This window comes from Pseudomonadota bacterium, assembly GCA_039196715.1.
In the GTDB taxonomy this organism is placed as follows: Bacteria; Pseudomonadota; Gammaproteobacteria; order CALCKW01; family CALCKW01; genus CALCKW01.
Genome location: JBCCUP010000065.1, coordinates 1 through 26,621, shown reverse-complemented (window position 1 = coordinate 26,621; position 26,621 = coordinate 1). Strand labels below are relative to the sequence as shown.

Annotated in this window: 26 protein-coding genes; 2 read left to right on the top strand and 24 right to left on the bottom strand. The window is 65.7% G+C overall.

The features are described 5' to 3' along the window. Positions 1-188 precede the first annotated feature (188 nt). From AAGA11_17940 to dapB, 21 genes are all read right to left on the bottom strand, one after another. Entirely contained in the window at positions 189-890 is a 702-nt protein-coding gene (locus tag AAGA11_17940; protein MEM9604751.1) for a fimbria/pilus periplasmic chaperone, read from the bottom strand. Positions 891-933: 43 nt separating this feature from the next. After that, positions 934-1,485 carry a hypothetical protein gene (locus AAGA11_17935; protein ID MEM9604750.1) on the bottom strand — a complete coding sequence of 184 codons (552 nt, stop codon included), beginning with the start codon at positions 1,483-1,485 and terminating at the stop codon, positions 934-936. Positions 1,486-1,712: 227 nt separating this feature from the next. After that, positions 1,713-2,258, bottom strand: a complete 546-nt coding sequence (locus AAGA11_17930) for a hypothetical protein (protein MEM9604749.1) — start codon at positions 2,256-2,258, stop codon at positions 1,713-1,715. A gap of 347 nt (positions 2,259-2,605) precedes the next feature. Further along, positions 2,606-3,010 (bottom strand): CBS domain-containing protein, encoded by a 405-nt coding sequence (locus AAGA11_17925; protein MEM9604748.1) that lies wholly within the window; start codon positions 3,008-3,010, stop codon positions 2,606-2,608. A 110-nt stretch (positions 3,011-3,120) separates the two neighbouring features. Continuing rightward, the gene (nqrM, locus tag AAGA11_17920; protein ID MEM9604747.1) at positions 3,121-3,381 is read right to left on the bottom strand and encodes a (Na+)-NQR maturation NqrM; all 261 of its coding nucleotides are present in this window, start codon (positions 3,379-3,381) and stop codon (positions 3,121-3,123) included. After that, positions 3,378-4,424, bottom strand: coding sequence for an FAD:protein FMN transferase (locus tag AAGA11_17915; GenBank protein ID MEM9604746.1), 1,047 nt, complete (start codon positions 4,422-4,424; stop codon positions 3,378-3,380). The genes nqrM and AAGA11_17915 overlap by 4 nt, the downstream gene beginning before the upstream one ends. Further along, positions 4,417-5,637, bottom strand: coding sequence for an NADH:ubiquinone reductase (Na(+)-transporting) subunit F (gene nqrF, locus AAGA11_17910; GenBank protein ID MEM9604745.1), 1,221 nt, complete (start codon positions 5,635-5,637; stop codon positions 4,417-4,419). Before nqrF ends, AAGA11_17915 begins: the two co-directional genes overlap by 8 nt. A gap of 12 nt (positions 5,638-5,649) precedes the next feature. After that, a complete protein-coding gene (nqrE, locus tag AAGA11_17905; GenBank protein MEM9604744.1) occupies positions 5,650-6,255 on the bottom strand; it encodes an NADH:ubiquinone reductase (Na(+)-transporting) subunit E in 606 nt (201 codons plus the stop codon). Further along, positions 6,255-6,926 (bottom strand): NADH:ubiquinone reductase (Na(+)-transporting) subunit D, encoded by a 672-nt coding sequence (locus tag AAGA11_17900; protein ID MEM9604743.1) that lies wholly within the window; start codon positions 6,924-6,926, stop codon positions 6,255-6,257. The genes nqrE and AAGA11_17900 overlap by 1 nt, the downstream gene beginning before the upstream one ends. Positions 6,927-6,931: 5 nt before the next feature. Continuing rightward, complete coding sequence (locus tag AAGA11_17895) at positions 6,932-7,738, bottom strand: Na(+)-translocating NADH-quinone reductase subunit C (protein ID MEM9604742.1); 807 nt, start codon at positions 7,736-7,738, stop codon at positions 6,932-6,934. Then, positions 7,735-8,964 carry an NADH:ubiquinone reductase (Na(+)-transporting) subunit B gene (locus AAGA11_17890; GenBank protein ID MEM9604741.1) on the bottom strand — a complete coding sequence of 410 codons (1,230 nt, stop codon included), beginning with the start codon at positions 8,962-8,964 and terminating at the stop codon, positions 7,735-7,737. The genes AAGA11_17895 and AAGA11_17890 overlap by 4 nt, the downstream gene beginning before the upstream one ends. Before the next feature lie 2 nt (positions 8,965-8,966). Further along, positions 8,967-10,304 (bottom strand): Na(+)-translocating NADH-quinone reductase subunit A, encoded by a 1,338-nt coding sequence (locus AAGA11_17885; protein MEM9604740.1) that lies wholly within the window; start codon positions 10,302-10,304, stop codon positions 8,967-8,969. A 231-nt stretch (positions 10,305-10,535) separates the two neighbouring features. Continuing rightward, positions 10,536-10,877, bottom strand: coding sequence for a PilZ domain-containing protein (locus AAGA11_17880; protein MEM9604739.1), 342 nt, complete (start codon positions 10,875-10,877; stop codon positions 10,536-10,538). Positions 10,878-10,914: 37 nt separating this feature from the next. After that, positions 10,915-11,880 carry a DNA polymerase III subunit delta' gene (holB, locus tag AAGA11_17875; protein ID MEM9604738.1) on the bottom strand — a complete coding sequence of 322 codons (966 nt, stop codon included), beginning with the start codon at positions 11,878-11,880 and terminating at the stop codon, positions 10,915-10,917. Beyond that, entirely contained in the window at positions 11,877-12,512 is a 636-nt protein-coding gene (gene tmk, locus AAGA11_17870) for a dTMP kinase (GenBank protein MEM9604737.1), read from the bottom strand. The genes holB and tmk overlap by 4 nt, the downstream gene beginning before the upstream one ends. Then, on the bottom strand, positions 12,509-13,501 hold the full coding sequence (mltG, locus tag AAGA11_17865; protein MEM9604736.1) for an endolytic transglycosylase MltG: 993 nt from the start codon (positions 13,499-13,501) through the stop codon (positions 12,509-12,511). The genes tmk and mltG overlap by 4 nt, the downstream gene beginning before the upstream one ends. 20 nt (positions 13,502-13,521) lie before the next feature. Next, positions 13,522-14,763, bottom strand: a complete 1,242-nt coding sequence (gene fabF, locus AAGA11_17860; GenBank protein ID MEM9604735.1) for a beta-ketoacyl-ACP synthase II — start codon at positions 14,761-14,763, stop codon at positions 13,522-13,524. A 204-nt stretch (positions 14,764-14,967) separates the two neighbouring features. Next, positions 14,968-15,207, bottom strand: a complete 240-nt coding sequence (gene acpP / locus AAGA11_17855; protein ID MEM9604734.1) for an acyl carrier protein — start codon at positions 15,205-15,207, stop codon at positions 14,968-14,970. 105 nt (positions 15,208-15,312) lie between these two features. Next, positions 15,313-16,056 carry a 3-oxoacyl-ACP reductase FabG gene (gene fabG / locus AAGA11_17850; protein ID MEM9604733.1) on the bottom strand — a complete coding sequence of 248 codons (744 nt, stop codon included), beginning with the start codon at positions 16,054-16,056 and terminating at the stop codon, positions 15,313-15,315. 5 nt (positions 16,057-16,061) lie between these two features. Continuing rightward, on the bottom strand, positions 16,062-17,012 hold the full coding sequence (fabD, locus tag AAGA11_17845; protein ID MEM9604732.1) for an ACP S-malonyltransferase: 951 nt from the start codon (positions 17,010-17,012) through the stop codon (positions 16,062-16,064). A 36-nt stretch (positions 17,013-17,048) separates the two neighbouring features. Beyond that, a complete protein-coding gene (gene dapB, locus AAGA11_17840; GenBank protein MEM9604731.1) occupies positions 17,049-17,873 on the bottom strand; it encodes a 4-hydroxy-tetrahydrodipicolinate reductase in 825 nt (274 codons plus the stop codon). 281 nt (positions 17,874-18,154) lie between these two features. On the opposite strand from dapB, the gene AAGA11_17835 reads away from it, so the two are divergent. Next, positions 18,155-19,507: a hypothetical protein gene (locus tag AAGA11_17835; GenBank protein ID MEM9604730.1), complete on the top strand. Its 1,353-nt coding sequence runs from the start codon at positions 18,155-18,157 to the stop codon at positions 19,505-19,507. Between the two features lie 73 nt (positions 19,508-19,580). On the opposite strand, the gene ligA is transcribed toward AAGA11_17835, so the two are convergent. The 3 genes from ligA to smc form a co-directional block, all read right to left on the bottom strand. Beyond that, positions 19,581-21,845 (bottom strand): NAD-dependent DNA ligase LigA, encoded by a 2,265-nt coding sequence (gene ligA, locus AAGA11_17830; protein ID MEM9604729.1) that lies wholly within the window; start codon positions 21,843-21,845, stop codon positions 19,581-19,583. Continuing rightward, complete coding sequence (locus tag AAGA11_17825; protein MEM9604728.1) at positions 21,845-22,636, bottom strand: cell division protein ZipA C-terminal FtsZ-binding domain-containing protein; 792 nt, start codon at positions 22,634-22,636, stop codon at positions 21,845-21,847. The genes ligA and AAGA11_17825 overlap by 1 nt, the downstream gene beginning before the upstream one ends. Before the next feature lie 65 nt (positions 22,637-22,701). Beyond that, a complete protein-coding gene (gene smc, locus AAGA11_17820; protein ID MEM9604727.1) occupies positions 22,702-26,208 on the bottom strand; it encodes a chromosome segregation protein SMC in 3,507 nt (1,168 codons plus the stop codon). 129 nt (positions 26,209-26,337) lie between these two features. Between smc and AAGA11_17815 the strand changes: the two genes are divergently transcribed. Further along, positions 26,338-26,621 (top strand): EI24 domain-containing protein (locus tag AAGA11_17815; GenBank protein ID MEM9604726.1); only part of this gene is annotated, 284 nt, incomplete at its 3' end.

The following is a 26,621-nucleotide window of genomic DNA, read 5'->3' as shown; positions in this document are numbered from 1 at the left end:
GGGCACAAAGCCTACCCAGCTCAGGCCGGGGAACGTAGTATCGAGCATGGCGGCGGTCTTTTGGTTGGCTGTTTGGTCGCACTTACAACCTTATGCCAATCGACCGCCTGCCTCTCCCTTCACGCTAATGCGCGATGAACCAAAAAAAAGCCGCCTGAGCGGCGGCTTCAGGGCACGGGCGCGCGGTGTCAGTACGTCTCGACAAAGTTCTTGAGACCGATGGACTGGTGCACCTCAACCGGGGTATTCATCGGCAGCTCGAGCTGCCAGCGCTCACCGGCGTAGAGCCGGTTGGCACCCACCTCCACGCAGCCCTGCCCCGGTGCACGGCATTGCCGCACGCTGCGCACGAGCAGGTTGCTGTTGCCGTCGTTGGTCATGCTCAGGGTTTTGCCGGAGCGGGTGATATTGACCTCGGGTTTGAAGTCGGTCGGTCGCACCATGACCAGCACTTCGTAGACGACCAACACCTTGAGCGCCGTGCTCACCGCATCGTCTTGGGCGCTGAGCTTGGGCTTGCCGAGTTTCGGCGTCACCGCCACGCGGTAGATCTGGTCCACCTCACCGGCCGGCTTGCGGATGGCCATCCGAAGCACTTTCTGCTGGCCCGGTTTCACCACCATCCGGCGCGGCGTGACCAACAGCCCGGCGGTGCGCGGGTCGGATTGCACGCGCGCTTCAGGGTCGTCCGATTCCGGGTTGATGATCTCGGACGTCGTGGTGTCGATGTAGAGCACATCTTCGCCGCGGTTGACGATGGTCACGTCCTTGAGCCGTTCGCCCTCGACAAACTCGACCACGGTGGTGCTGAGCGCCATGTTGGCGTTGGCCGCACCGGCCGCTGTCAGCAAGACCAGCGCGGTGGCGAGTGCAGTAAAGGGGGATCTCATATCAGGCTCCTTGTGTCTTGGGTTCCCTGTGCGGGCTTGGGGGTCACTCGGGGACGACGATGAAGGTGAGGATGTCGGCATAGCTTCCGACCGGTGCGGCCTGCAGGTCCGCGGCACTGAGCTTCACAGTGAACGTCACATTGGTCCCGCCAACGTCGCCGCAATTGAGCAGCTCAGCCGAGCGCAGCGGCCGTGGGTAGGTGATGCCGTTTTCGAGCGACACCCGCGTCTCGGGTCGCCGCTGGCGGTCCGACCAGTCGAGGTCGTAGGGAATGAAGTTGCTGCCGCCGTCGCTCAGCGCGAAGCCGGTCTGGTTGCTGCTGCTCAGGGCCTTGACCAGGTAGCCGCCGGTGGTCGAGTAGACGCAGGCATCACCGGTGGCGTTCTGTGCGCCCATGCCGGCGGTCCAGTTGGCGAAACGCACGTCGGTCAGGTTGTTGATCTGCACCAAATCGCCTTTGTTGAGGGTGATGTTGGAGGTGCCGGTAGACGACGAAGACAACAGGCCATCGGTCGCCGCACGCGTCGACGCGTGCATGCCCATGCAGGCCGCCGTCAGTGCCACACTGACGGCCAGATAGCGAAACCAATTCATTCAACGTCTGCCGTTGTGCACGCCGGGCAAAAAAGGCGCGGCGCAGACCCGACTCGGGTTGAACCCGAACGAGTCGTCTACGACAGGGTGTGAAGCAGTTCCTGTGCCTGCGGGGGCGAGCCACCCTCAACGGACTCGAAGCCGAGACGGTTCCACCGTCTCAGCTCCCAGGGGCCGAACAGGCCGAGTGGGCCTGTTCGACGCGGACTCTCTCTCGATCGCGCAACTCAGAGCGGCGCGACGGTCAGAGTCAGTGTGTCCACGTACGAGCCGGACGGCACCGCGTCCAGGTCCGTGCCGAGGATGCCCACCTGAAAGCGGGCATTCACGCCACCGTTGTCGTTGCAGCTGGTGCTGGTGGACGCGGCCATCGTGGTCGCGCTCACCTGGCCGGTTGCCAGCGCGACGGGCGCCTGGTTGGACTGGTCGTCGACCCAGTTAATGGTGTAGTTCAACTTGTTGTTGGAGCCGTCGTCCATTTGGAACGCGCCCACGCCGTTCGTGCTGGTGGCACGGATGCTGTAGCTGGCCGTGGAGCTGTAGACGCAGGCCTGGCCGTCGGCGTTCTGATCGCCGCTGCCCGCTGTCCACTGCGGGAAGTTGACGTCGGTGATGTTGGTGATCAGAACCACATCGCCTTTGGAGATGCTGATCTCCGCCGTACCGGTCGACGACGTGCCGAGTGTACCTTGCGTCGCAGCGATGGCTGATCCGGCGCCAAAGGTCATGGCAACGGCAAAGAACAGGGCGTTTTTCTTGAACTGGGGTTTCACGTTGGTTTCTCCTATTGTCCCTCACGAACTGGTGCTGCTACCCCCTGCGTGAACCGCCGGTAACAGGGTCTGTGCGCGACTACATCGTTCGCACACACTGGTTATCCGCAGAAAGCGCGGATTCTTGAGGAGAGAAATTGGATTTTGAGCGCGGTTTGGGGCCGAACACCGCAGACGCGGCCGGGCGCGCAGCACCCACCGGGCAGCGACCGAACACCTAAGTGATTGAATAACAACTACTTAATATGCATACATACAATATCCGCCCTGTTCTGTGACGGTGTGCGCAAAAGTATTTTGTATGTGTGACAATTTTTCGGGGCGAGCGGGCCGGCCCCGATACGGACTCAAGCGAAGCCGCGCTTGATGTCGCCGATGGCCTTGAGCACATCCAGGCGGCTGATCTGACCAACCAATTGGTTGTCATCGACCACCGGGAATCGCCGGAAACGGCGCTCCAGGAACCGCTGCGCCACGTCGATCAGGCTCGACTCGGCATCGACGGTCTCGACATCGGTGGTCATGTAGGTGGCGACGCTGGCCCGCCACGCCGGGTCCATGCCGGCCTTCAGCATCGCGTCCATGCAATCGGTGTCGGACAACATGCCAAGCAGGTTACGCCGCTCGTCGACCACCGGGGCACCCGAGATACCGAGCTTGGCAAACTCGGCGATCGCCTCGACCATGTCCCGGTCGGGCTCCAGGGTGTGCACCCGCGTCACCATGTAGTCCTTCACTCTCAACTGTTGCATCACGCTCTCCTGCGGCTGTGCCCAGCGGCGCCTTACGATGACATGACTGCCCCGGACAACTCAAGCCGGGGCTGGCCGCTGGCCTATCCAGCGCAACGGCCCGTCGCGGGTCAGTCGTGCCCGGGGCGCCGCTGAAACGTCAACGGTTTTGGCGCGTCCTCGACGTGCTGCGCCGCCGCGTCTGCCTCCATGGCCTGGAGGCGCTTGGCACAGGGCTTCTTGCAGGTGCAGTTCGGCGCCGCCATGCCCGGCACCGCGCCGATGCCACCGCAACTGCCGGCAATCGGTTGGTTGCGGAAAATCGCGCCGATCGCCATCCCCGCGATGACAACCGCAAGCACGGCAAAGGTGATGAGAAAGGTTGCGATCATGATGGCTCCTGGTCGAGCAACGGTTTGAACGTGTCGGTCACGCGTGCGGTGAAGCCCGTTGCATCCTTGTACAGAAAATACGCGGCGATCTCACGTTGCATCGCCAGTTCGAAACCCGCCTCCTCGCCAAGCACCATCAGCGCGGTGGCCCAGGCGTCGGCGGTCGCGCTGTCGACGGCGTGCACCGTCACCGACGCCAGTTGGTGGGTGATCGGCTTGCCGGTGCGTGGGTCGATGGTGTGCGAGTATCTGACGCCGTCTTTTTCGAAAAAGTTTCGGTAGTCGCCCGAGGTCGCCAACCCCCCGGCCGGCAAGGTGACTGCGGCGTGCACACTGCGCCCCTCGGCATCGGGCCGCTCGATGCCGATCTTCCAGGCATCGCCACGCGGGCTCTGGCCACGGGCCAGCAGCTCGCCGCCGATCTCCAGCAGGAAATCGACGAGCCCCTGTTTGACCAGCACGCTCGCAACCCGATCGACTCCGTAGCCCTTGGCAAGCGCCGAGAGATCGACGTACACCGTGGCGTCGGCCTTTTGCGCCGCAGGGGGCTGGGCACGCAGGCGCAGTGCGTCGGGGCCGGTCAGGGCCACCGCGGCGGCGATGTCGGCGTCCTCCGGCACCCGCTCGGGCACGTCGTTCGGCCCGAAGCCCCAGAGGTTCACCAGCGGGCCAACGGTGGCATCGAAGGCGCCGTCGCTGTCGCGTGTGATGGCCGCCGCCCGGGTCAACAGGCCATGCAGGGCCGATGACACCGGTATCCAGTCGGTGCTGTCGTTGGCGTTGAACAGAGAGAGTTCTGAATCGGTCTGCCAGGTCGAGGCGAGGTCGTTGACCGCCACCAGCTCGCGCTCGATGGCCTGCTGCAAGCGGACCTGGTCGACCCCGACCGGCTCGCTCAACACCAGCGACCAGGTGGTGCCCATGGTCTCGCCGGCCAGGCGCATCGGTTCGTTGCGGGGGGGCCCGCAGGCTGCCAACCAGACGGCCATAAAAAAGGCCAGCGCGATACGCGCTGGCCCGTGCGACAGCGTCCGGTCAGCCACCAAAGTCGTCGAGCATGATGTTGCTCTCTTCCACGCCCAGGTCTAGCAGCATGTTGATGCACGCCTGGTTCATCATTGGCGGCCCACACATGTAGAACTCACAGTCCTCCGGCGCCGGGTGGTCCTTGAGGTAGTTGTCGTTCAACACGTTGTGGATGAAGCCGGTGTAGCCCTCCCAGTTGTCTTCGGGCAGCGCGTCCGACAGTGCGAGGTGCCATTCGAAGTTCTCGTTCTCTTCGGCCAGCTTGTCGAACTCGTCGACGTAGAACGCTTCGCGCAGCGAGCGTGCACCGTACCAGAAGGTGATCTTGCGGTTTGACGAGAGCCGCTTGAGCTGGTCGAAGATGTGCGAGCGCATCGGTGCCATACCGGCACCGCCGCCGATGAAGACCATCTCCGCTTCGGTCTCCTTGGCAAAGAACTCGCCGAACGGCCCGGAGATCATGACCTTGTCGCCGGCTTTGAGGCTCCAGATGTAGGACGACATGATGCCCGGCGGCACATCCGGTCCACGCGGCGGCGGCGAGGCGATGCGCACGTTGAGCATGATGATGCCTGCTTCCTCGGGGTAGTTCGCCATCGAGTAGGCGCGCACCACAGTCTCTTCGACGGTCGACTTGTAACGCCAGATGTCGAAGTTGTCCCAGTCCTCGTGGTATTCCTTGGGAACGTCAAAGTGCTTGTAGTCCACGGTGTGCGGTGGGCATTCGATCTGGATGTAGCCGCCCGCCCGGAACGGCACGGATTCGCCGTCAGGGATCTCGAGTACGAGTTCCTTGATGAAGGTCGCGACGTTGTCGTTGGAGCGCACCGTGCACTCCCAACGCTTGACCCCGAACACCTCCTCCGGGATCTCGATCTTCATGTCCTGCTTGACCGTGACCTGACAGGAGAGCCGCTCGCCGGCCGCAGCCGCGCGCTTGTTGATGTGGCCTTCCTCGGTGGGCAGCAGCGTGCCGCCGCCTTCGAATATCTTCACCTTGCACTGCGCACAGCTGCCCCCCCCGCCGCAGGCGGAGGGCACGAACAGGGCCTCGTTGGCCAGCGCGCCGAGCAGTTTGCCACCGACGGGCACTTCGATCGTGCGCTCGCCGTTGATTTCCACGTTGACGGTGCCCGCCGCCACCAACTTGCTCTTCGCCAGCAGGATGACCCACACCAGTGACAGCACGATACCGGTGAACAGCAGGACGCCGAAAATGACTTCTAACATGCCTCGCCCCCTTTAGAGCTGTATGCCTGAAAAGGCCATGAACCCAAGCGACATGAGCCCGACGGTAATAAAGGTGATGCCGAGACCCCGAAGGCCCTGCGGCACGTCGCTGTATTTGAGCTTTTCGCGGATGCCCGCGAGCGCCGTGATCGCCAGCGCCCAGCCCACCCCCGACCCGAGGCCGTAGGTGACCGACTCGGTAAAGTTGTAGTCCCGCTCCACCATGAACAGAGACCCGCCGAGGATGGCGCAGTTCACCGTGATCAACGGCAGAAACACCCCCAGTGCGTTGTACAGCGCCGGCATGAAGCGGTCGAGGAACATCTCGAGTATCTGGACCGCCGCGGCGATGACGCCGATGTAGCTGATCAAGCCGAGGAAGGTCAGGTCGACGTCCACCCCGATCCAGCTCAACGCGCCCTCTTTCAAGAGGCCGTTGAGAATCAGGTTGTTCAGTGGCACGGTCAGAGACTGCACCACGATCACCGCGATGCCGAGGCCGAAGGCCGCCGAGATGCGTTTGGAGATCGCAATGAAGGTGCACATGCCAAGGAAGAAGGAAATCGCGAGGTTCTCGACAAAAACCGCCTTGACGAACAGACTGATCAAGGCCTCCATCAGCGCGCCTCCGCGTGGCCGTGGGCGTGCTCTTCGTGGATAACGAAGTCAGGCTCCTCGACCTGCGCCGGTTTCCAGGTCCGCACGACCCAGATGAACAGGCCGATCAGGAAGAACGCGCTCGGCGGCAACAGCATCATGCCGTTCGGCACGTACCAGCCACCGTCGTTGACCAGCGGCATGATCTTCACCCCGAACAGCGAACCCGCGCCGAAGAACTCGCGGATCGCAGCGAGGATCATGAGGATCACGCTGTAGCCAAGGCCGTTGCCTACGCCGTCCCAGAAGCTGTCCTTGACGTTGTTGGACATGGCAAAGCCTTCGGCCCGGCCCATCACGATGCAGTTGGTGATGATCAGGCCGACGAACACCGAGAGTTTCTTCGAGGTGTCGTAGGCGAAGGCCTTCATCATCTGGTCAGCGATGATCACCAGGCTCGCGATGATGATCATCTGCACGATGATCCGGATGGCGCTCGGGACATGGTCGCGGATGGCACTCACCGCAGCGCTCGAGAGCGCGCAGACGCAGGTCAGGGCGATGCACATCAGCAGGGCCGTGTTCATCGAGGTGGTGACCGCGAGGGCCGAGCAGATGCCGAGGATCTGCAGGGCGATCGGGTTGTTGTCAAACAGCGGATCGGTGATCAGCTTCTTGGTTTTGGCATCCATGGCTGTCAGCCCCCCTGAGTTCGTTCTTTGTCGAGATACTTGGCAAAGCCGCTGTCTCCGAGCCAGTACTGCACGAGGTTGCTGACACCCCGGCTGGTCAGGCTGGCGCCCGCCAGCCCGTCGACCTGGTACTCGGCACCCTGGCCGTTCGGGTCGACCGCGCCCTTCATGACTTCGAGCCTGACGCTGCCATCGGTCGCGTAGACCTGCTTGCCGGGCCACAGGGCCTTCCAGTTCGGGTTGTCGACCTCACCGCCGAGCCCGGGGGTTTCCGCGTGCTCGTAGAACCCGAAGCCTGACACGGTCTGGCCATCGCCTTCGAGCGCCATGAAGCCGTGCAACGTGGACCACAGGCCGTAGCCGCGCACCGGCAGGATGAACCGCTCGATCGCCTCACCCGATGCGTCGCGCACGAGGTACACGGTGGCGTATTGCTCGCGTCGCTTGATCGATGCGATGTCGCTTGCCGGTTCGAGCGCGCGGCTCTGCGCCGGGTCCTTGGCCGCCTTGCGCGCGTCGTAGACCGCCGGGTCGACGTCGTCGACGTACTCGCCGGTGTCGAGGTCGACCACGCGGGCCTCGACCGCTTCGAACAGCTCGTTGATCGACTTGCCTTCCTGCATCAGGCCGCCGATCTGGAGGATGTTCTTGCGCTTGTCGAGCACCTTGTTGGCCTCCTGCTTCGGCCGCAGCGCGACCGCTGCAGCCGACACCAGGATCGAACAGGCCAGGCACAGCGCGACCGCGACAAACAGCGTCTTGGGCCGACTGTCGTTCGGCAACGCAAGGTATTTGTCGAACAGGGCTTTCATCCGCTCGCCCCCCCGGTCACCGTAGCCAGGCGCGCCGAGCGCCGCTTGACGTTGCGCTGCACGACGACGTAGTCGATCAGCGGTGCAAAGATGTTGGCAAACAGGATCGCAAGCATGATGCCTTCCGGAAACGCCGGGTTGACCACGCGGATCAACACCGTCATCACCCCGATCAGTGCACCGAACCAGAACCGCCCGGTGTTGGTGTGCGAAGCCGACACCGGATCGGTCGCCATGAACACGCAGCCGAAGGCGAAGCCGCCCATGACAAAGTGCCACCAGAAGGGAATCGCGAACATCGGGTTGGTGTCCGAGCCGATCAGGTTCAGCAGCAGCGACGTCACAACCGTGCCGGCAAGCACGCCGACCATGATCCGCCAGGAGGCGATGCGGGTGTAGAGCAACACACCAGCGCCGATCAACACCGCCAGGGTGGACGTCTCGCCGAGCGAACCTGGTACGACGCCGAGGAAGAGATCCCACCAGCTGTAGCCGAGGGCCGCGACCGCCTCGAGACCACCGGCGGCCGCTTCACCGAGCGCCGTTGCGCCGGTGTGGCCGTCGACCGCGGTCCAGACCGCGTTGCCCGACATGGCAGCCGGGTAGGCAAAGTAGAGGAAGGCGCGCCCGGTCAACGCGGGGTTCAGGAAGTTCTTGCCGGTGCCACCGAAGACTTCCTTGCCGATCACGACACCGAAGACCACACCGAGCACCACCATCCACAGCGGGATGTCGGGTGGCAAGGTCAACGAAAACAGGATGGAGGTGACGAAGAAGCCCTCGTTGACCTCGTGCCCGCGCACGATGGCGAACCACACTTCGCAGATGCCGCCGGTGATGAACACCGTCAGGTAGATCGGAAAGAAATACCAGGCGCCGTGCCAGAAATTGGCGAAGGGGTTGGACGGGTCGTAGCCGAACCACCCGGTGAATATCCCGCGCCAGCCTTCAACCTGGTCGAGGCCCATCGACGCCATCGCCAGGTTGGCCTGGTAGCCGGTGTTGAAGCAGGCCATGAAGATGCACGGGAAGGTTGCGAGCCAGACGTACGCCATGACGCGCTTGAGGTCGAGCGCATCGCGGATGTGCGGTGCGGCGCGGGTGGTCTCGGGCGGGCTGAACAACAGCGTGTCGGCCGCCTCGTAGAGCGCATAGAACTTTTCGAGTCGACCCCCGCGTTGGAACAGCGGCTCGATGCTGTCCAGGTGATTACGCAGCCATTTCATGGTCAGCCGTCCCTCTCGATGATGTCCAGACTCTCGCGTAGAGCCTGACCGTATTCGTATTTGCTGTGGCACACGAAGGTGCACAGCGCCAGATCTTCTTCGTCAAAATCCAGAGCGCCAAGCCGTTGAGCTTCGTCGGTGTCCCGCACCAGCAACGCGCGCAGCAGTTGGGTGATGAGCACGTCATGCGGCACCACGCGTTCGTAGTTGCCGATCGGCACCATCGCCCGGCGGCTGCCGTTCTGCGACGTGTTGAACGAAACGTTGGGCCCACCCCCGCCAAAGAACACGGGCAGGCTGGAATACCACCCCTTGAGCAGCGGGTTGACCCAGTGCATGAACTGCCGCGGCCGACCGTCGGCAAGTGCCACCACCTGCTGGCTGTGCCTGCCGAGCCACGCGCTCGCGCCCTGGGCGTTGAAGCCGTCGAGCACGGAGCCCGACAGAACGCGCTTGGCGCCGTCCTTGAGCTGGCCTTCGACCAGGTCGTCGGTGCTCGCGCCGAGGCGCGTGCGCAGCAGCCGAGGCTCGCTGACCATCGGACCCGCAAGTGAGACGACGCGCTCGAAGCTGAGTTCACCGCGGCCGACCAGTTTGCCGATCGCGAGCACGTCCTGGTACCCGACAGTCCAGACGTGGGACTGCTGGGTCACCGGGTGCAACTGGTGAATGTGGGTGCCGGCGAGGCCGGCCGGGTGCGGCCCGTCGAAGTGGTGGTAGTGGACGCGGTCGACCGACGGCGACGGCACGCCGGTGCCGGAACCGACACACACGTTCACCACCGGCGCCAGCGAGGCCAGGGCCCGCAGGCCGGTCTCGAATTCGGACGCCTGCTTCTCGAGCACCACGCCGGGGTCCTGCGCCAGCGGGCGCGTGTCGATGGCGGTGACGAAAATGGCGGCGGCCACCGCGTCGACCGCCGGCACCTTGCTGTAGGGCCGCGTGCGCAGCCCGGTCCACAGGCCGCTGTCGATCAACAGCGCGCGCACCGCCTCGCCGTTGTCCGCGTCGACGGCCTCGAAGTCGCGTTTGGCGTCTTCGTTATCGAGGCTGATAACGACCGACTGCAGCACGCGCCGCGCGCCGCGGTGAATTGCGCTGACCGTGCCACTGCCGGGGGCAGTGAACCGCACGCCGGGGTTGCGCTTGTCGGTGAACAGCACCTGGCCGCCGACAACGCGGTCGCCCTGCTGTACCGCCATGGTGGGTTTGAGCCCGTGGTAGTCGCGACCCAGGACCGCAACCGAACTGACGAGGGGCGCGTCCTCGATGGTCTGCCGAGGCTGGCCGTCAATCGGAATGTCCAACCCCTTCGTCAGCGATATGGTTTTTCCTTGCACGCGGATTTCCTGATCAACTGAGAAAAGCAAACGCGAGCGCAGGTCGACGGGACGCGCGAGCGGCGCCCCGGAGCGCAGGCACATTGCGTCGATTATAACAGCCAGAAACGGCTATCGGAGTAGATTCACACTGCCAGTGGTGTGGTCACGGAGAGCTGCACAAAAGTGCAGAACGGAGGCGTTGTGACGCCCCCCCTGCCCGCCCTTTTAGCGACCGCAGGTCCGAGAGGCTTACATCGTGCTGGTCGGTTGCGAACCGCGCGCACTCTTGAGCAGGTCCTCGATCATCGATTTGGTCCGACCGGCGTCCTCGTCGGAGAACTGCAAGCCCACGCCGGGCGCCTTGTTGCCCTGCGCACCAGCCGGCGTCAACCAGGCCACGCGGCACGCCACCGGGATGCGTTCAGCGTCGTCGAGCAGCTTCAACAGGATGAACACGCTGTCGCCGAGCCGGTAGTTGGTTTGTGTGGGAACAAAAACGCCACCGTTGATCAGGAACGGCATGAACGCTGCCCTCAGCGCGCCGCGGTCCTTGATGCTCAGTGACATCACACCGGTGTTGGTTTGTTCCATTGCTGCTCCACGTGTGTGTGGCGCGTGCGACGTCGAGTCAGGTGGCCATGACCACCGCAGCGTCCTCGCGGCCCGCCGACAAAACACGCTCGAGGGTAGCGAGATCGTTGAGACCCGTTCGGTTGCGCGCGTATTCGCGCACCGCGACGTCGCGCCAGGCAAACAGGTGCCGCGCCGTTTTCTCTGCTCCGAAACAAGCAATTTGAAGGCCAGCAGACAGGTCGTCGACCCGATTGATCAGTACACGATCGAGCACGCCCACACAGGCCGCCAACACCGCATCCGCACCGAAGCCCTCGAGTTGCCGCGCGGCGTCCGCCACGGCGGTACGGCCCGTGACGACCCCCTCCAGCAGCGGCCCGAGGGCCGCATCGAGCGCACCACTGTTCTCCTCGAGTGCTGCAAGCGGCGCACCACCGGCGTGCCGCAGCGCCGTGGCCGGGTCAGCGACGCCCTGCGTCCGCAGCCAGGCTTCTGCGACCTCGTTGGGCGGCAGCGCACACCGCCAGGTCTGGCAGCGAGACCGGATGGTGGCCGGCAACCGTCCAGGTCGGGCGGTGACCAGCAGCATGACCACGTCGGCAGGCGGCTCCTCGAGCGTCTTGAGCAGGCTGTTGGCCGCGCTCTCCGTGCAGCGGTCCGCGTTCGGAAACAACCCGACCCGGTAGCCGGTCATCTGCGACGTCATCTGCAATTTGGTGCAGACATCGCGCACGGCCGCCACGCTGATCGACCCCGTTTTTTCGTCGGCTTCGACCGTGTGCACATCCGGGTGCTGTGATTCGGCGCACTGTGTGCAGGCGTCGCAGACGCCACAGGGCAGCGCCGTCGCTGCGGCGTCGGTTCGGCGGCGGCACAACAGGGTGGCAATCAGGGTGTCGGCCAGGCGGAATTTGCCAACGCCCGCCGGCCCGGTGAGCAGCACCGCGTGGCCGAGCCGTCCGCGCGACAGCGCGCCGGAGAACTGCGCCAGGGTGTCCTCGAGCCACGGCAACGTGGTCACGGCGATGCGCCTGCGAGCCGCGCTGATACCGCGTCCCAGAGTGCTTGTTGCACCTGCTCCGCAGGCGGGCAGCCGTCGATCACCCGAATCCGGTCGGGGAAGGCCGCGGCACGCGCGAGGTGCGCGCTGCGCACCCGTTCGAAAAAGTGCGCCGATTCCCGCTCGATCTTGTCGAGACCGCCTTCGCGCCTCGCCCGTGCAAGGCCGACATCGGGGGGGACGTCCAGCAGCAACGTCAGATCCGGTTGCAGGTCGCTGTGCACCAGCGCCTCCAGGGCGCACACGCGCGCTGCGCCGAGTTCACGGCCGCCGCCCTGGTAGGCAAAACTCGCCTCGGTGAAGCGGTCACAGAGAACCGTCACACCCTGCGCGAGGGCCGGTTTGATGCGGTTCTCGATGTGCTGCGCGCGAGCGGCGAAGACGATCAGCAACTCCGCCATCGGCGTGCACGCCAGGTCATCGCGGGTCAGCACGATGTCACGCAACACTTCACCGAGCGTCGTGCCGCCGGGCTCGCGGGTCAACAGCACGCGGTGGCCATCCGCTTCGAGACGTGATTTGAGGAAAGCCGCGCCGGAGGATTTGCCGCTGCCTTCGCTGCCCTCGAGCGTGATGAAGAGGCCGGGCGTCATTGCTTGAGCTGGTACTTGCGCACGGCCGCCTCGTGCTCGGCAAGGGTGGCGGAAAACTGGTGGCTGCCGTCACCGCGCGAGACAAAATACAAGGCATCGCCCTCGAGCGGCTGCACCGCGGCTTCGATCGCAGCCCGCCCGGCCAGGGCGATGGGCGTGGGCGGCAAGCCGTGGCGGGTGTAGGTGTTGTAGGGCGTGTCGTTGCGCAGGTCGCGCCGTCGGATGTCGCCGTCAAAGGACGGGCCGATCCCGTAGATGACCGTCGGGTCGGTCTGCAATCGCATGCCCACCTTGAGCCGCCGGGCGAACACGCCGGCAATCGCAGGCCGCTCTATCGCCTGACCGGTCTCTTTCTCGACGATCGAGGCGAGGATCAACGCGTCGTAGGACGAGTCCAGAGGCAGCGCGTCAGCCCGTGTGGCCCAGGCCGCCTCGAGCGTCGCGTTCAACGCCCGGTGGGCGCGCCGCAACAGCGTCGATTCACGGCTGCCCGTGGTGATGAAATAGGTTTCGGGCAGAAAGAGGCCCTCGGGGTGGTCGGCGTCGATGCCGAGCCGATCGAGCAGCTGCTCCGGGGTCAGGTGCGCGGTGTCGTGCTCGAAGCGGTCGTCTGCGGCCATCGCGGCGCGCAACTGCGCCACGGTCCAGCCCTCGACTACCGTGAACGCGTGCTGCACCACATCGCCTTGCACGAGCATGTCGAGCAAGTCGTCGGCCGACATGCCGGGCGAGATCACGTACTCGCCCGCCTTGATCCGGTCGGCCACGCCGAGGTAGCGGGCATACCAATACAAGGCGTGCGCATCGGGCACCACGCCGGCGTTAGCAAGGCGCTGGTTGAGCACCTTGAGGTTGGTGCCGCTCTCGACCACCAAGGGCACGGCCTGCTCGACGCCGAGCGGTTTGGACAACCGGTCCGGCACGGCGCGCGCCAACAACAGCCCTGCCGCCAGCGCCACCGCCAACACAGCAAACACGGTGGAGCGCATCAGCCCGGTTCTCCGTCGGTTCAGACGCGCCGGAACACGACGGTGCCGTTGGTGCCGCCGAAGCCGAACGAGTTTGACAGCACGACGTCGGTTGCCAATGCCTGGGGCTCGTGTGGTACGAAGTTGAGGTCACACGCCGGGTCGGGGTTGTCGAGGTTGATCGTCGGCGGTGCAACCTGGTCTCGCAGCGCCAACACGCTGAACACGGCCTCGATGCCACCAGCCGCACCCAGCAGGTGACCCGTCATCGACTTGGTGGAACTCACGCGCAGCGTGTAAGCGTGCTCGCCGAAAGCCCCTTTGACGGCCTCGGATTCCGCGATGTCGCCCGCCGGTGTCGAGGTACCGTGCGCGTTGATGTACCCCACGTCCTCGGGGTTGATGCCACCGTCACGCAGCGCATTGACCATGCACCGACGCGCGCCGTCGCCGTTTTCCGCGGGCTGCGTCATGTGGTAGGCGTCTCCGCTCATGCCGTAGCCGGCCACCTCGCAGTAGATGCGCGCGCCGCGTGCGCGTGCGTGCTCGAGCTCTTCGAGCACCAGTACGCCAGCCCCGTCACCGAGTACGAAACCGTCCCGGTCGACGTCCCAGGGGCGGCTCGCCGCCGCGGGGTCGTCGTTGCGCTGTGACAGGGCCCGTGCCGCGCCGAAGCCGGTCAGCCCCAGCGGGCACGTTGCCATCTCGGCACCGCCGGCGATCATCACGTCGGCGTCGCCGTAGGCAATGGTACGCGCCGCGTCGCCGATGTTGTGCGTGCCGGTCGTGCAGGCGGTCACGATCGCGTAGTTCGGCCCCTGGAAACCGTAGCGAATGGAGAGGTTCCCGGAGATCATGTTGATGATCGAGGAGGGGATGAAAAAGGGCGAAATCTTGCGCGGGCCGCGCTCGTGCAGCACGAGCTTTTGCGCCTCGATGTTCGGCAATCCGCCGATCCCGGACCCGACTGCAACCCCGACCCGCTCCGGGTCGAGCCCCTCGAGTGCATCTATGCCGCTGTCCTCGATCGACTGGATGCCCGCCGCCATGCCGAAGTGGATGAATTCATCCATCTTTCTGGCGTCCTTCGGGGCGAGGTAGGTGCTGACATCGAAATTCTTGACCGAACAGCTGAACCGCGTACCGAGCCCCTCGGTATCGAAACTCTCGACCGGTGCCGCGCCGGACTGACCTGCAAGAATGTTGGTCCAGGCATCCGACACCGTGTTGCCCACCGGGCAGACAATGCCGATACCGGTTACGACCACTTTACGCTTACTCATGGCTGCGCGTCCCTCTCACGCTGACGTAGCGGAATTGTGCACCAGTGTGCCGCCGCGGGCCACGGGCGTGCACCGCGACGGCCCCGCGCGCGACCGTCTCGACCCGAAAAATGGGGCCGATCGTGTGCAATACAATCCCGGCCTCCAAAAACGCAAAAGGCCGCAGCCCGGTTGACTGCGGCCAGCGTGCTGACACGTGCGGGGTCAGCTCTCGAGGTGTTCGTTGATGTACTTGATCGCTTGATCGACGGTGGTGATCTTCTCCGCCTCTTCGTCCGGAATCTCGCACTCGAACTCCTCTTCGAGGGCCATCACGAGCTCCACGGTGTCAAGCGAATCGGCTCCGAGGTCGTCTACGAAGGACGCTGTGGTCGTGACTTCTTCGGCCTTGACGCCCAACTGCTCGACAACGATTTTCTGGACGCGCTCTTCGACGCTGCTCATTCCTGGATAACCTCCGAAATTGGAAATGGGGGGCACGTGCTGCCCGACGGCATAGTGTAAGGAATTTGTCCGGGCACTACCACAAAAAGGCCGCGGGTGGCGCAGTCAGGCCATGTGCATGCCGCCGTTGATATGCAACGTGTGGCCCGTGATGTAGCCGCCGCCCTCGGAGGCCAGAAAAACCGCAGCCGATGCGATCTCCTCGGGTCGCCCGAGACGCCCCAACGCGATCTGCGCGCTCAACTGCGCCTTGATGTCGTCACTGAGTACTTCGGTCATGTCCGACTGAATGAAGCCCGGTGCGATGCAGTTGACGGTGACGCCCCGGCTGCCGAGTTCGCGTGCCAGCGACTTGGAGAAGCCCTCGAGTCCGGCCTTGGCCGCGGCGTAGTTGGCTTGTCCGGGGTTGCCCGTTGCACCGACCACCGAGGAGATGTTGATGATCCGGCCGCGGCGCGCCTTGACCATGCCGCGAAGACACGCCTTGCACACCTGGTAGACCGCCGACAGATTCGTGTCGATGATGCTGTCCCACTCGTCGTCCTTCATGCGCAGCATCAGGTTGTCGCGTGTGATGCCGGCGTTGTTGACCAGCACACTCACCGCCCCGAACTCGGCGTTGATACCCTTCACGACCTCGGTCACCTGCTCGCGGTCGGTGACATTGAGCACCCGGCCCGCCCCGGTGATTCCGGCATCGGCAAAGCGCTGCCCGATGGCCTCGGCACCGCGGTCCGAGGTTGCGGTGCCGACAACCGTGGCACCCGCCACACCCATGCCATCGGCGATCGCGGCCCCGATGCCACGGCTCGCGCCGGTGACCAACACGACCTCATTCGACAGATCCAGTGCACTCACGGTTGCGTCTCCAGCCAGGCGACCGCTTCAAGCGCCGCATCCAGTCCGGCCGGTTCGTCCACCGCGTGCAACGCGAACTCGCGGTCGGTGCGTTTCGCAAGCCCGCTCAGCACCTTGCCGGGGCCGAACTCCACCACCGCTTCGACGCCACGTGCGCGCATGGTTTGCAGTGTCGAAGTCCAGCGCACCGGATTCACCACGTGCGACTTGAGCGACGTGAGCATCGCGTCGAGCGTCGGCAACTCAGCGGCTTCGGCATTTTGCAGCACTGGCACACTCGGAATCTGGCTGTCAACGCGATCAATCGCAGCCGCGAGCTCCGAGACCACGCCGTTCATCAACGACGAGTGGTTCGGCACACTCACGGGAAGCATCAGTGCGCGTTTGGCGCCACGGCGCTTGGCCTCCGCACAAGCGGCCTCCAGCGCATCCACGTGTCCGCTGATGACGACTTGGCTCGGCGAGTTGAAATTGACCGCCTCAACCACGCGCTCACCAGTGAGTCCCTCACAGAGTGCGATGACCTCGTCATCATCCAGCCCGAGAATGGCCGCCATACCACCCTCCCCGGCCGGCACCGCTTTGGACATCAGTTCGCCCCGCAGCGCCACCACCCTGAGCGCCTCGGCGTAGCCAAAGGCCCCGGTGGCCACCAGCGCCGCGTATTCTCCGAGGCTGTGGCCGGCGGCGCACGCCGGCGCCGCGCCGCCGCGCGCCTGCCAGGCCCGCCAGCACGCCACACCCGAAACGAACATCAGCGGCTGGGTGATCTCGGTTTGCTTGAGCCGGTCCTCCGGACCCGACTGGGCCAGCGCCCAGAGGTCGTACCCGAGCACGTCGGCGGCTTCACTGAAGGTGTCGCGCACGCAGGCCTCTTCGCTGGCCAGCGCGGACAACATACCGACGGATTGCGATCCCTGACCGGGAAACACGGCGGCAAACTTCATCTGGTGCTCCTCAACACGAACAGACGGGGACCGGACTCAGACGTCGAGCGCCTCTCTCAGGACGTCGCGCATGTCGTACAGGCCCGGTGGCTGAGCTTGCAGCCACTGCGCGGCCCGCACGGCCCCCTTGGAAAAATTGAAACGGCTGCTGGCGCGGTGCCCGATCTCGAGCCGCTCGCCGTCGCCCAGGAACAACGCGTTGTGCTCCCCGACGACGTCGCCGCCGCGCAGCGTCTGGAACCCAATCACCCCGCGTTTGCGGGCACCGGTGTCACCGTGGCGCGTGAAAACGGCGTTGTCGAGGTCGATGCCGCGGCCCCGTGCCAGCGCCTGCCCCATGGCCAGCGCCGTACCGGACGGCGCGTCGACCTTGTGCCGGTGGTGCGCCTCGACCACCTCGATATCGAAGTCATCGCCGAGCGCACGCGCGGCACGCTCGAGTAAGTTCAACAAGACGGTTACGCCAACGCTGTAGTTGGCCGCAAACATCACCGGGATCTGCTGCGCCGCCTGCTGGATGCGTTGCGTCTGAGACGGCGTGAAACCCGTCGTGCCGATCACGACCGGCACCGATTGCGCGGTGGCGGCCTCGAGTGTCGCGAGGGTGCCGAGCGGGCGCGTGAAGTCGATCACCACGTCGGCGTCGCCGACGACCGCGTTGATGTCCGGGCTCACCGACACCCCGAGCGGCTCGGACGCACCGCAGACGCCGCCAACATCCTGCCCGAGGGCCGGGTGACCGGCCATTTCGCTGGCCGCACTCAGCCCCACGCCCGGCGTCTCCAGGACAGTCTGGACCAGTGTCTGGCCCATTTTTCCAGCGACACCCACGATGCCCACGCGCAAAGACGGACTCGCCATATGATCCACCGGCAAATTCCCGGGATTGTATCACAGTGTCAAAAACTGGACAGAAGCGCACCGTTTTTGACACGGCGCCGGTCGCCAGACGACGGGAATCTGTCACCGCAATGGCTTTCAATTCAGCCATTTATGACGGTTTCGATGGAATGTGGTCCAAGCCATGCAGAAGGGTTGGGGTTGTTCTATTTTTGTGACACAGGTGCCAGCACTAGTCCGCGGGCGTAAGTATTCTGAAACACCATCAGCTCTCACCTCACGTATTTCGAGACCTAAACCCCATGAAACTGAAACTCTCTCTCTCTGCTTTTGCTGTTGCCTTGGCCGTGTCGGGCCCTGCCTTCGCTGGCGACGCCGAGAACCAGGCCGTGGTCGACGCCATCATGGCTGCAAACGGTGGCACCTCGCCAGACGGAACTTTCAACGCGACGTGGGACGGAGTCGGTCCGTCCGATACCGACCGCTATCCGTTTGTCGGCGGTGGCGCCGGCACTCGGTTTGCGGGCTCCGCTTGGACATCTGGCGCCACGACAGGCCACTGCAGCTTTCATGGCATTGTGTGCGACGGCAGTGGCAACGTGGTCAACATCGAAGTGCCTAACGCGATGATGACGATAACGGCCGCGCAGTTCTTCGCAGCCCTCGCACCGGTCGCGGGAGATCTGCTGACCGCCAACTACTCAAACACTGGTAGCGCCGCCGACGACAACACCGTCTCAGGTGCGATGCCAGCAGACATGAGCGCCTTCACATCTATGCGTGTGATCGCCGTCAACAATGCCGGTACCAGCGGCACGCTCCCCGATATGAGCGCGATGACTAACTTGGAGTTTGCAGGGCTGGATGATAGCGGCTTCACCGGCATGACGGGGCAAATTGGCGGTTCGATACTCGAAACGCTGAACATCAACAACAACCCGTCGATGGCGGGCGACCTGACTGCGACTTTGGGGGCGTCCGCCAACTCGCTTATCCGCATCCGCGCCTCGGGCACACCGTTGCAGGGCCAGATTCCGGACTACAGCGGCAACACCGTGTTGAACCACTTCGAAGTGGACCAGACAGGCCTCGGTGGCGTGCTCAACCTCAATGCCGCGGCAAGCGGCCTCGAGGGCGGCGGGAACTTTAATGTGACCAACACTGGCATCACCGCCGGCACAGGCACATCCACTGGCCCCTACTCGCCGGCCATCGCCGCTGCGACGCTGAACTCCGCCGTGCCAGACACAACCGATGGCACCATCGATGTGACCTGGACCGAGCCGACACCCGCAGCAGACGGTTACCTGATCCAAGTCTCGTCCGATTCCGGCGTGACCTGGACCGAAGTCGCTGACACCACCGGCGCCATGGGCACCACCAGCGCGCTGACCGCAGGCACCTATGACGTCCGTGTCATCGCCTACGACAGCCAGAACAACGGCTCGATCAACTACGACATCGAAGCCGTGCCCTCGAACGAGCAAACCGGCGTCGTGGTCAGCATCGCCAGCGGCACCACCACCGGCGGCGGCACCACCACCGGTGGCACGACCACGGGCGGCACGACCACGGGCGGTTCCAGCTCGGGCGGTGGCGCAGCCTGGTTGCTCCTCGCCCTCCCTCTGTTGGCCCTGCGTCGCCGCAACGGCTGACCCGGGTCAGCCCTAGGGACCGAAAACAGCCGGCACATTGCCGGCTGTTTTTTTTTGATCCCGGAAACGCAGCTCAGTCGGCGAGCAGGTTGTGCAGGTCGCTCTCGCTCAACACCGTGACCCCGAGCACTTCGGCCTTGCTCAGCTTCGAGCCAGCGTTGTCACCGGCGATCAGCGCCGTCGTCCGCGCCGACACGCTGCCAGTGACTTTCGCACCGCGCTGCTGAAGCGCCTGTTTCGCTGCGTCGCGTGTCATCGTGGACAGGGTCCCGGTCAACACGTAGGTGTTACCGCTGAGGTCAACCGCCCCGGTCGCACCGGTGTCAGCGAACGGCGTCGACGACGGCGACACGCCGCAGGCTTGCAAACCGGCGATCACCGCGCGGTTGCGTTCGGATTGCACGAAGTGCGCAATGCTCTGCGCCAGCACCGGGCCAATCCCCTCGACCGGCGCGGGCGCGGTGCCCGACAGCTGGTCTGCGCTCGCCTCGCGAACCGCGGCGACCTCACCGCCCGCCCAGTCCAGTATGCGTTCGGCAACCGCGCGGTTGACCCGAATGCGCGCTGACGCGACCGCGGGTACGAAGGTCTCGGCCGTGATGTCGTCGCGTTCGGCGAGCAGCTCGATCACCCGTTGTGCACCCACCGGCCCGAGGCCGTCGACACCGACCGTCGGCGTCAACGCCGCCGCGTCGAGCGCCAGGAACGCGTCGAAGTCGCCCACGTGCTCGGCGAGCGCCCCGGCCGTCACCTCGCCAATACCCGCAATGCCGAGCGCGAAGATGACCCGACCGAGCGGCTGCGTCTTGCTGGCCTCGAGCGCCGCCAACAGGTTGGTCGCGGATTTCTCGGCGATCAGATCGAGCGACTCGAGCTGTTCGCGCGTCAGGCGGTAGAGGTCGTCCGGCGTGGTCACCAACGCCCTATCGACCAACTGTTCGACCACTTGGTCGCCGAGCCCCTCGATGTCCATGGCCCGGCGCGACGCAAAGTGCCGGAGCGCTTCCTTGCGTTGCGCTGCGCAGGAAAACCCGCCCGTGCACCGCAGCGCGGCTTCGCCAGGCAACTGCACGGTCGGCGACTGACACACCGGGCACGCCGTCGGCGGTGTGATGTCGACGCCGTCCGTCGAGGCACCGCCCGGCGCAACCCCGACGACCTCGGGGATCACGTCCCCGGCGCGCCTCACGGTCACCCGGTCGCCGACCCGGATCGCCTTGCGGCTGACCTCGTCCATGTTGTGCAGCGTGGCATTGCTGACCGTCGCCCCGCCGACAAACACCGGCTCGAGGCGGGCAACCGGCGTCAACACGCCGGTTCTGCCGACCTGGAACGACACGTCGAGCAACGCCGTGGTCGCCTCTTCGGCCGGGAACTTGCGCGCGACCGCCCAACGCGGAGCCCGCGCCACCTGACCGATGCGTTGCTGGGACGCGACGTCGTCGACCTTGAAGACCACGCCGTCGATGTCGTAGTCGAGATCGGGCCGCTGCGCGAGCACCTGGCGGTAGTAGGTGTCACAGCCCGCCGCCCCCTCAACCACCGCCACCAGCGGGTTGACCGGCAACCCCCAGCGTGCGAGCGCTGCCAGGGTCTCGGATTGCGTGCTCGGCAAGCTGCCGCCGTCGACAAACCCGACCGAGTAGGCGAAGAAATCCAGCGGTCGGCCCGCCGTAATACGCGAGTCCAGCAAGCGCACGCTGCCGGCCGCAGCGTTGCGCGGGTTGACGAAGACCTTCTCGCCCGCGGCGGCCTGCGCGGCGTTGAAGCGCTCGAAAGCCGATCGGCGCATGATGAGCTCGCCCCGAACCTCGAGTGTGCGCGGGTGGTCGTCCGCCTGCAGCGCCAACGGGATGCGTTTGACGGTGCGGAGGTTGGCGGTGATGTCCTCGCCCTGGCGGCCGTCGCCGCGCGTGGCACCGCGCACCAGCTGCCCTGCTTCGTAGCGCAGGCTCACCGCGAGGCCGTCGAGTTTGGGCTCGGCGGCAAACGCAAGCTCGGCAGCGCTCGCATCCTGCAGCCGCTCGCGCGCGCGGCGGTCGAAATCGCAGACGTCCTCGTGGCTGAACGCGTTGGCCAGCGACAACATCGGCAGGGCGTGCTCGACCGTCGCGAACCCGTCCGCGGGCGCGGCACCGACCCGCACGGTCGGCGAGTCGGGCGTCAGCAGCGTGGGGTCCGCATCCTCGAGCGCCTTGAGCTCGTGGAAAAGCACGTCCCACTCTGCGTCGCTCAGCGTCGGGGCATCGAGCACGTAATAGTCGTGGTTTGCGCGATTGAGCGCATCGCGGAGCGTACGCGCGCGCGCTGCCGACTCCGATCGCCTGGCGTCGGACATCAGGTGATCAGTTGGCCACCGGTGTCGCCAAACCGGGCGTTAGCGCTGCGGATCAGGCGTGCGCGCGTCTCTTCGAGGTGGGTGCGGGTGACCGGCGCGTGGTTGTCGTCGCGCAGGTCGGCACCGATGGCCTTGGACACCTCGTAGGCCTCCGCCACCATCATGTCGTAGGCCACGTCGTCGCGCAGCGGCCCGGGCAGCTGCAGGAAGAAGCTGACCCCGGGCGTGGTGAGCGCATGCAATTCGCGGGGGTCGAACTGGCCGGGCTCCACCATGTTCACCACACTGAAGATGCAGCCCTGGTCATGGTTGAGGTGGTACAGGCCCATCTCGCCGAGTTCGAGGCCCCGGGACTCAAACGCATTCGCGAGCGCAACACCCGACAACACCTGCCCGGGGCGCGCCATCACGTTGATGACCGTCAGTGCGGGCTCGTCGCTCTCGACGGTGGCGACACCCTCGGCGTCGGGCTCGCGCCACGCCAGTGTGCCATCCTCGTCGGTCAGCTCGTCGGTGGCGTAGTCGAGCGCGGGCTCGGCCAACTCGGTTTGCGGCGACGCACTGCGGCTCGGCCCGCCCTTGCTCGCGTCACGCTGGTGCAGCGCGCGTTCAATGAGCGACGGGTCAACCGTGGCGTTGCTGAGTGTCGCCGCGTCTTCGAGCGTTTTGAGGGCAGCGTCCTGCGGGTCGGCAAACGACCGACGACGTCGCCCGCCAAAGAAGTAGCTGCCGTAAACGAGCACCAGGGTGACGACGCCGCCTGCTACCAGCACCCACCGCAAGGTTTCCATCATCGCCCGTTCTCAGCGTTCGTTGACAAACTCCGTGCGTCGCGACGTGCACGGACCGATTTGGTTCACGCGGTCGCGAGGGTCGCTGCCTCGCCCACGTCGACAGACACCAGGCGTGACACGCCCGGCTCGTTCATGGTCACACCCATTAACTGATCGGCGAGCTCCATCGCCTGCTTGTTATGAGAGATGTAGATGAACTGTACCCTCTGCGACATTTCTCTGACAAGTTCACAGAAGCGGCCCACGTTGGCGTCGTCGAGCGGCGCGTCAACCTCGTCGAGCATGCAGAACGGCGCGGGGTTGAGGTCGAAGAAGCCGAACACCAGGGCCACCGCCGACAGCGCTTTCTCACCTCCTGACAGCAGGTGGATGCTGCTCACCCGTTTGCCGGGTGGGCGGGCCATGACGTGCACTCCGGCGCTCAGCATGTCGCTGTCGGTGAGCTCCAGACGCGCCTCACCGCCGCCGAACAACCGTGGAAAGTAGTGTTGCAGGCGCTCGTTGACGCGCTCGTAGGTGTCCCTGAAGCGCTGGCGCGTCTCCTTGTCGATGCGCGCGATGGCCGCCTCGAGCGTTGCCAGGGCCTCGTTCACATCCGCCAGCTGCTTCTGCAACTGCTCGTCGCGCTTGCGCGTCTCCTCGTACTCGTCGATCGCCGCGAGGTTGATAGCACCCAAACGCTGAATGCGCGACTGAACCTGGTCCAATTGCTCCTGCCAGGCCAGCGGGGCAGCGTGTTCGGGCAGTCCGTCGAGCACCTTTTGCAAGTCGACGTCAAGCGGTGCGGCCTGTTCGTGTAGGGTTTGCACACGGACTTGCAGTTCGTTGCTGGCCAGGCGCTCGGCGTTGAGTTTTTCGCGCACCTCGAGGCCGACGCGCTCGGCCCGCGCCCGGCGCTGCTCGCCCTCGCGCACGCGCAACTCGACCGTCTCGGCTTTCTCTCGGCTGGCGACCAGCACCTGCTCTGCCGCGGACCGCCGTTCCAACAGCCCGGCGAGGTGTTCGTCGACGTCGTCCGCCGGATCGCCGGCGTCGTCGAGTGCCAGGGCGAGCTGCTCGCGGCGTTGGCTCAGGTGCCGCTGCTGGTCTTCCATGCGCGCGAGGTTTTCCCGCGTCGCCTCGCGTTGACTGCGCAGTGACTCCAGCCGCACGGCCGCCTGGCGGCCCTGCTCGCCCGCGGCGCGCGCGTCCTCGCGCGCTTGTGCCAAGGCCTTGTCTGCCCGGGCCTGGGTTTCGGTCAACGACTGCCCGGTTTGACCGAGCACCGACAAGGCCGTCTCGGCTGCGGCCGCCGTGGCCAGGCACGCCGTCCGCTCGGCCGCCTCGCTCTCGCGCCGGTGTTCGAGTCGGGCCCGCTCCTCGGTGAGTTGGCGCGTGCGCAGCTGCGCACGCTCGAGTTGTTGGCTGAGGTTTTCCCGACGTGCGCTGGCCTCGGTTGCGCGTTTGAGCGCCTCGTTGGCGATGCGCTGCGACTGCTCGCGCGCGGCCTCGGCGTCGTGCAAGGCGCGCTCGAGCGTGTCGCGCTCGGACTCGAGCTGCGCGAGCGCCTGGCGGTCGGTGTCGAGTGCCGCAGCGAGGCTGCCCATCTCGGCCTCGCGCGCCAGCACGCTGACTTCGGCATCCTCGGTCTGCGCGATACGCACCCAGTTGCGCCCCACACGCTCGCCGCGGCGCGTGACAAAGGACTCACCCGGCCCGAGTTCCGGTCGCCGGTCAAGCGCGGACGCCAGCGTGTCAGCGACGCGAACACCGCGCAGCCAATCGGCCACCGCGTCGGCGCCGGAGACGCGGGCGGCGAGCGCGTTAGGACCACCGCCGGCGTGCGCCGAAGGCTCGCCGGGCGACAGGACCGTCAACGCGCCACCCTCGAGCGACGCAGCCTGGGTGCCAACGGCGGCGACGTCGTCGACCTGGACCGCATCGAGCACGTCGCGCAAGACCGTCTCGACCGCACACTCCCAGCCGTGTTCGACCTGAAGGCCCTCGGCGAGGCGCGGCCGCGACGCCAACCCGGCACTGTCCAACCAGGCTGCCACGGCGCTGCCGTGGTCGCGCAAGGCCGCCTGCTGCAGCGCCTCGAGCGCCGCCAGCCGCCCCTGCGCAGTCTGCACACGCGTGCGCAGCGTGTCGAGCGCCTCGCTGCTCTCGCGCTCGCGCCGGCGCGCGTCGCCAACCGCGCGGGCCGCGGTGTCAAGTTCGCGTGCGCGCGCGTCACGTTCAACTGCAGCGCTTCGGTCGGCTTCAACAGCGCGTGTGCAATCGGCCTGCACCGCGTCCGGATCGAGGCCCGAGCGCTCGGCGTCGAGCCGTTCGAGCTGCGACACCAGGTGAGCCGCACTGCGTTCGAGTTGAGCCGCCTGGGTACGCTGCACGTCCAGTTCGCGCAACCGTTCACCGCGCTCGGCCGTGTAGTCCGTCAGGCGTTCCCGGCTCGCGCTGGCGAGCTGCTCGGCGCTGCCGAGCTCGGCGTCAGCGCGCTGCCGAGCCGCGTCCAAGGCCTCGAGCTCCGGCGCCTCGCGGGTCAGTTCGGCTTCGAGCAATGCCACCCGCTCCCGGTCGCGCTCAAGGTGCTGCGCGACCTCGCCAAGCGCCTGCTCGGCCTGTGCCAGATCGCGATCCCGCGACTCGCGCAGCTGCCGGCTGTGTTTGATGGCCTGCTCTGCGCGCGACACCTCGGCGCCCAACCGGTAGAACTCGGCCTGCTGGGCGTTGAACGCGTCCTGGCCATCCGCGAGGGTGGCGCGATCCCGCTCGATCGCCGCTTCGGCTTCGCGCTGATCGGCGAGCGCGGCCTCGAGCTCGGTTTCAATTTCGCGCTCGGTGACGCGCTTGGCGTCGAGCTCTGCGCGGTAGTCGCGCCACCGCAAGGCGAGCAACTGCGCCTCGAGCTCGCGCTCATCGGCCTTGAGTGTCTTGAAGCGTTCGGCGGCGCGCGCCTGGCGTTGCAAGTGGCCCAGTTGTTTCTCGACCTCTTCGCGCAGGTCGTTGAGGCGGTCGAGGTTGTCGCGCGTGTGGCGAATCCGGTTTTCGGTTTCACGCCGGCGCTCCTTGTACTTGGAGATGCCAGCGGCCTCTTCGAGGAACACGCGAAGTTCCTCGGGTTTGGCTTCAATCAACCGTGAGACTGTGCCCTGCTGGATGATCGCGTAGCTGCGCGGCCCCATGCCGGTGCCGAGGAAGATGTCCTGCACATCGCGTCGTCGGCAGCGCGTGCCGTTCAGCGAGTAGACCGATTGCCCGTCGCGCATGACCGTGCGCTTCACGGACAACTCGGCGTAGGCCGCGTACTGGCCGCCGAGCCCACCGTCGCTGTTGTCGAACACCAGCTCGACCGACGCCTGGCCGACGGGTTTGCGCGCACTCGACCCGCTGAAAATGACATCGTCCTTCGATTCGCCGCGCAGCTGCTTGGCCGAGCTCTCACCCATGACCCAGCGAACAGCGTCGATCACGTTGGACTTGCCGCACCCGTTCGGGCCCACTATACCCACGAGGTTGCTCGGCAATGTGATGGTGGTCGGGTCGACGAAGGATTTGAACCCAGCGAGCTTGAGGCGGCTTAACCGCATGCGGCGTGTCTTCTCTGGTGTCGAAAACGAGCCAAGCGGGCAGCGGTGGCGCTCGGCCCTCGTATTCTACCCGCTCGCGACCGGTAACACACCTGCCGCGGTGGCAACCCCCAACACAGGAGACACAGGGTGTTGAGCGGTCTTTCAGCCGCGGCCGGCGGTGCACGGTATTACAAACGTGGGATCGGCCTGATCGCTCAGCCCGGCCTGCGCCGCTTCGTGGCGCTGCCGTTGGCGGCCAACACGGTGTTGTTCGTGTTGTTGGTGGGCTGGCTGAAGCGCCAGGTGGACAGCGCCCTGGGCTGGCTGACCGACAGCCAGTGGATGCAATGGCTGGCGGGCATCGAGGCGCTGGCGTGGCTGGTCCCGGTGGTTCAGGGCCTGCTCTGGCTGCTCTTCGGCATCGGCGTGCT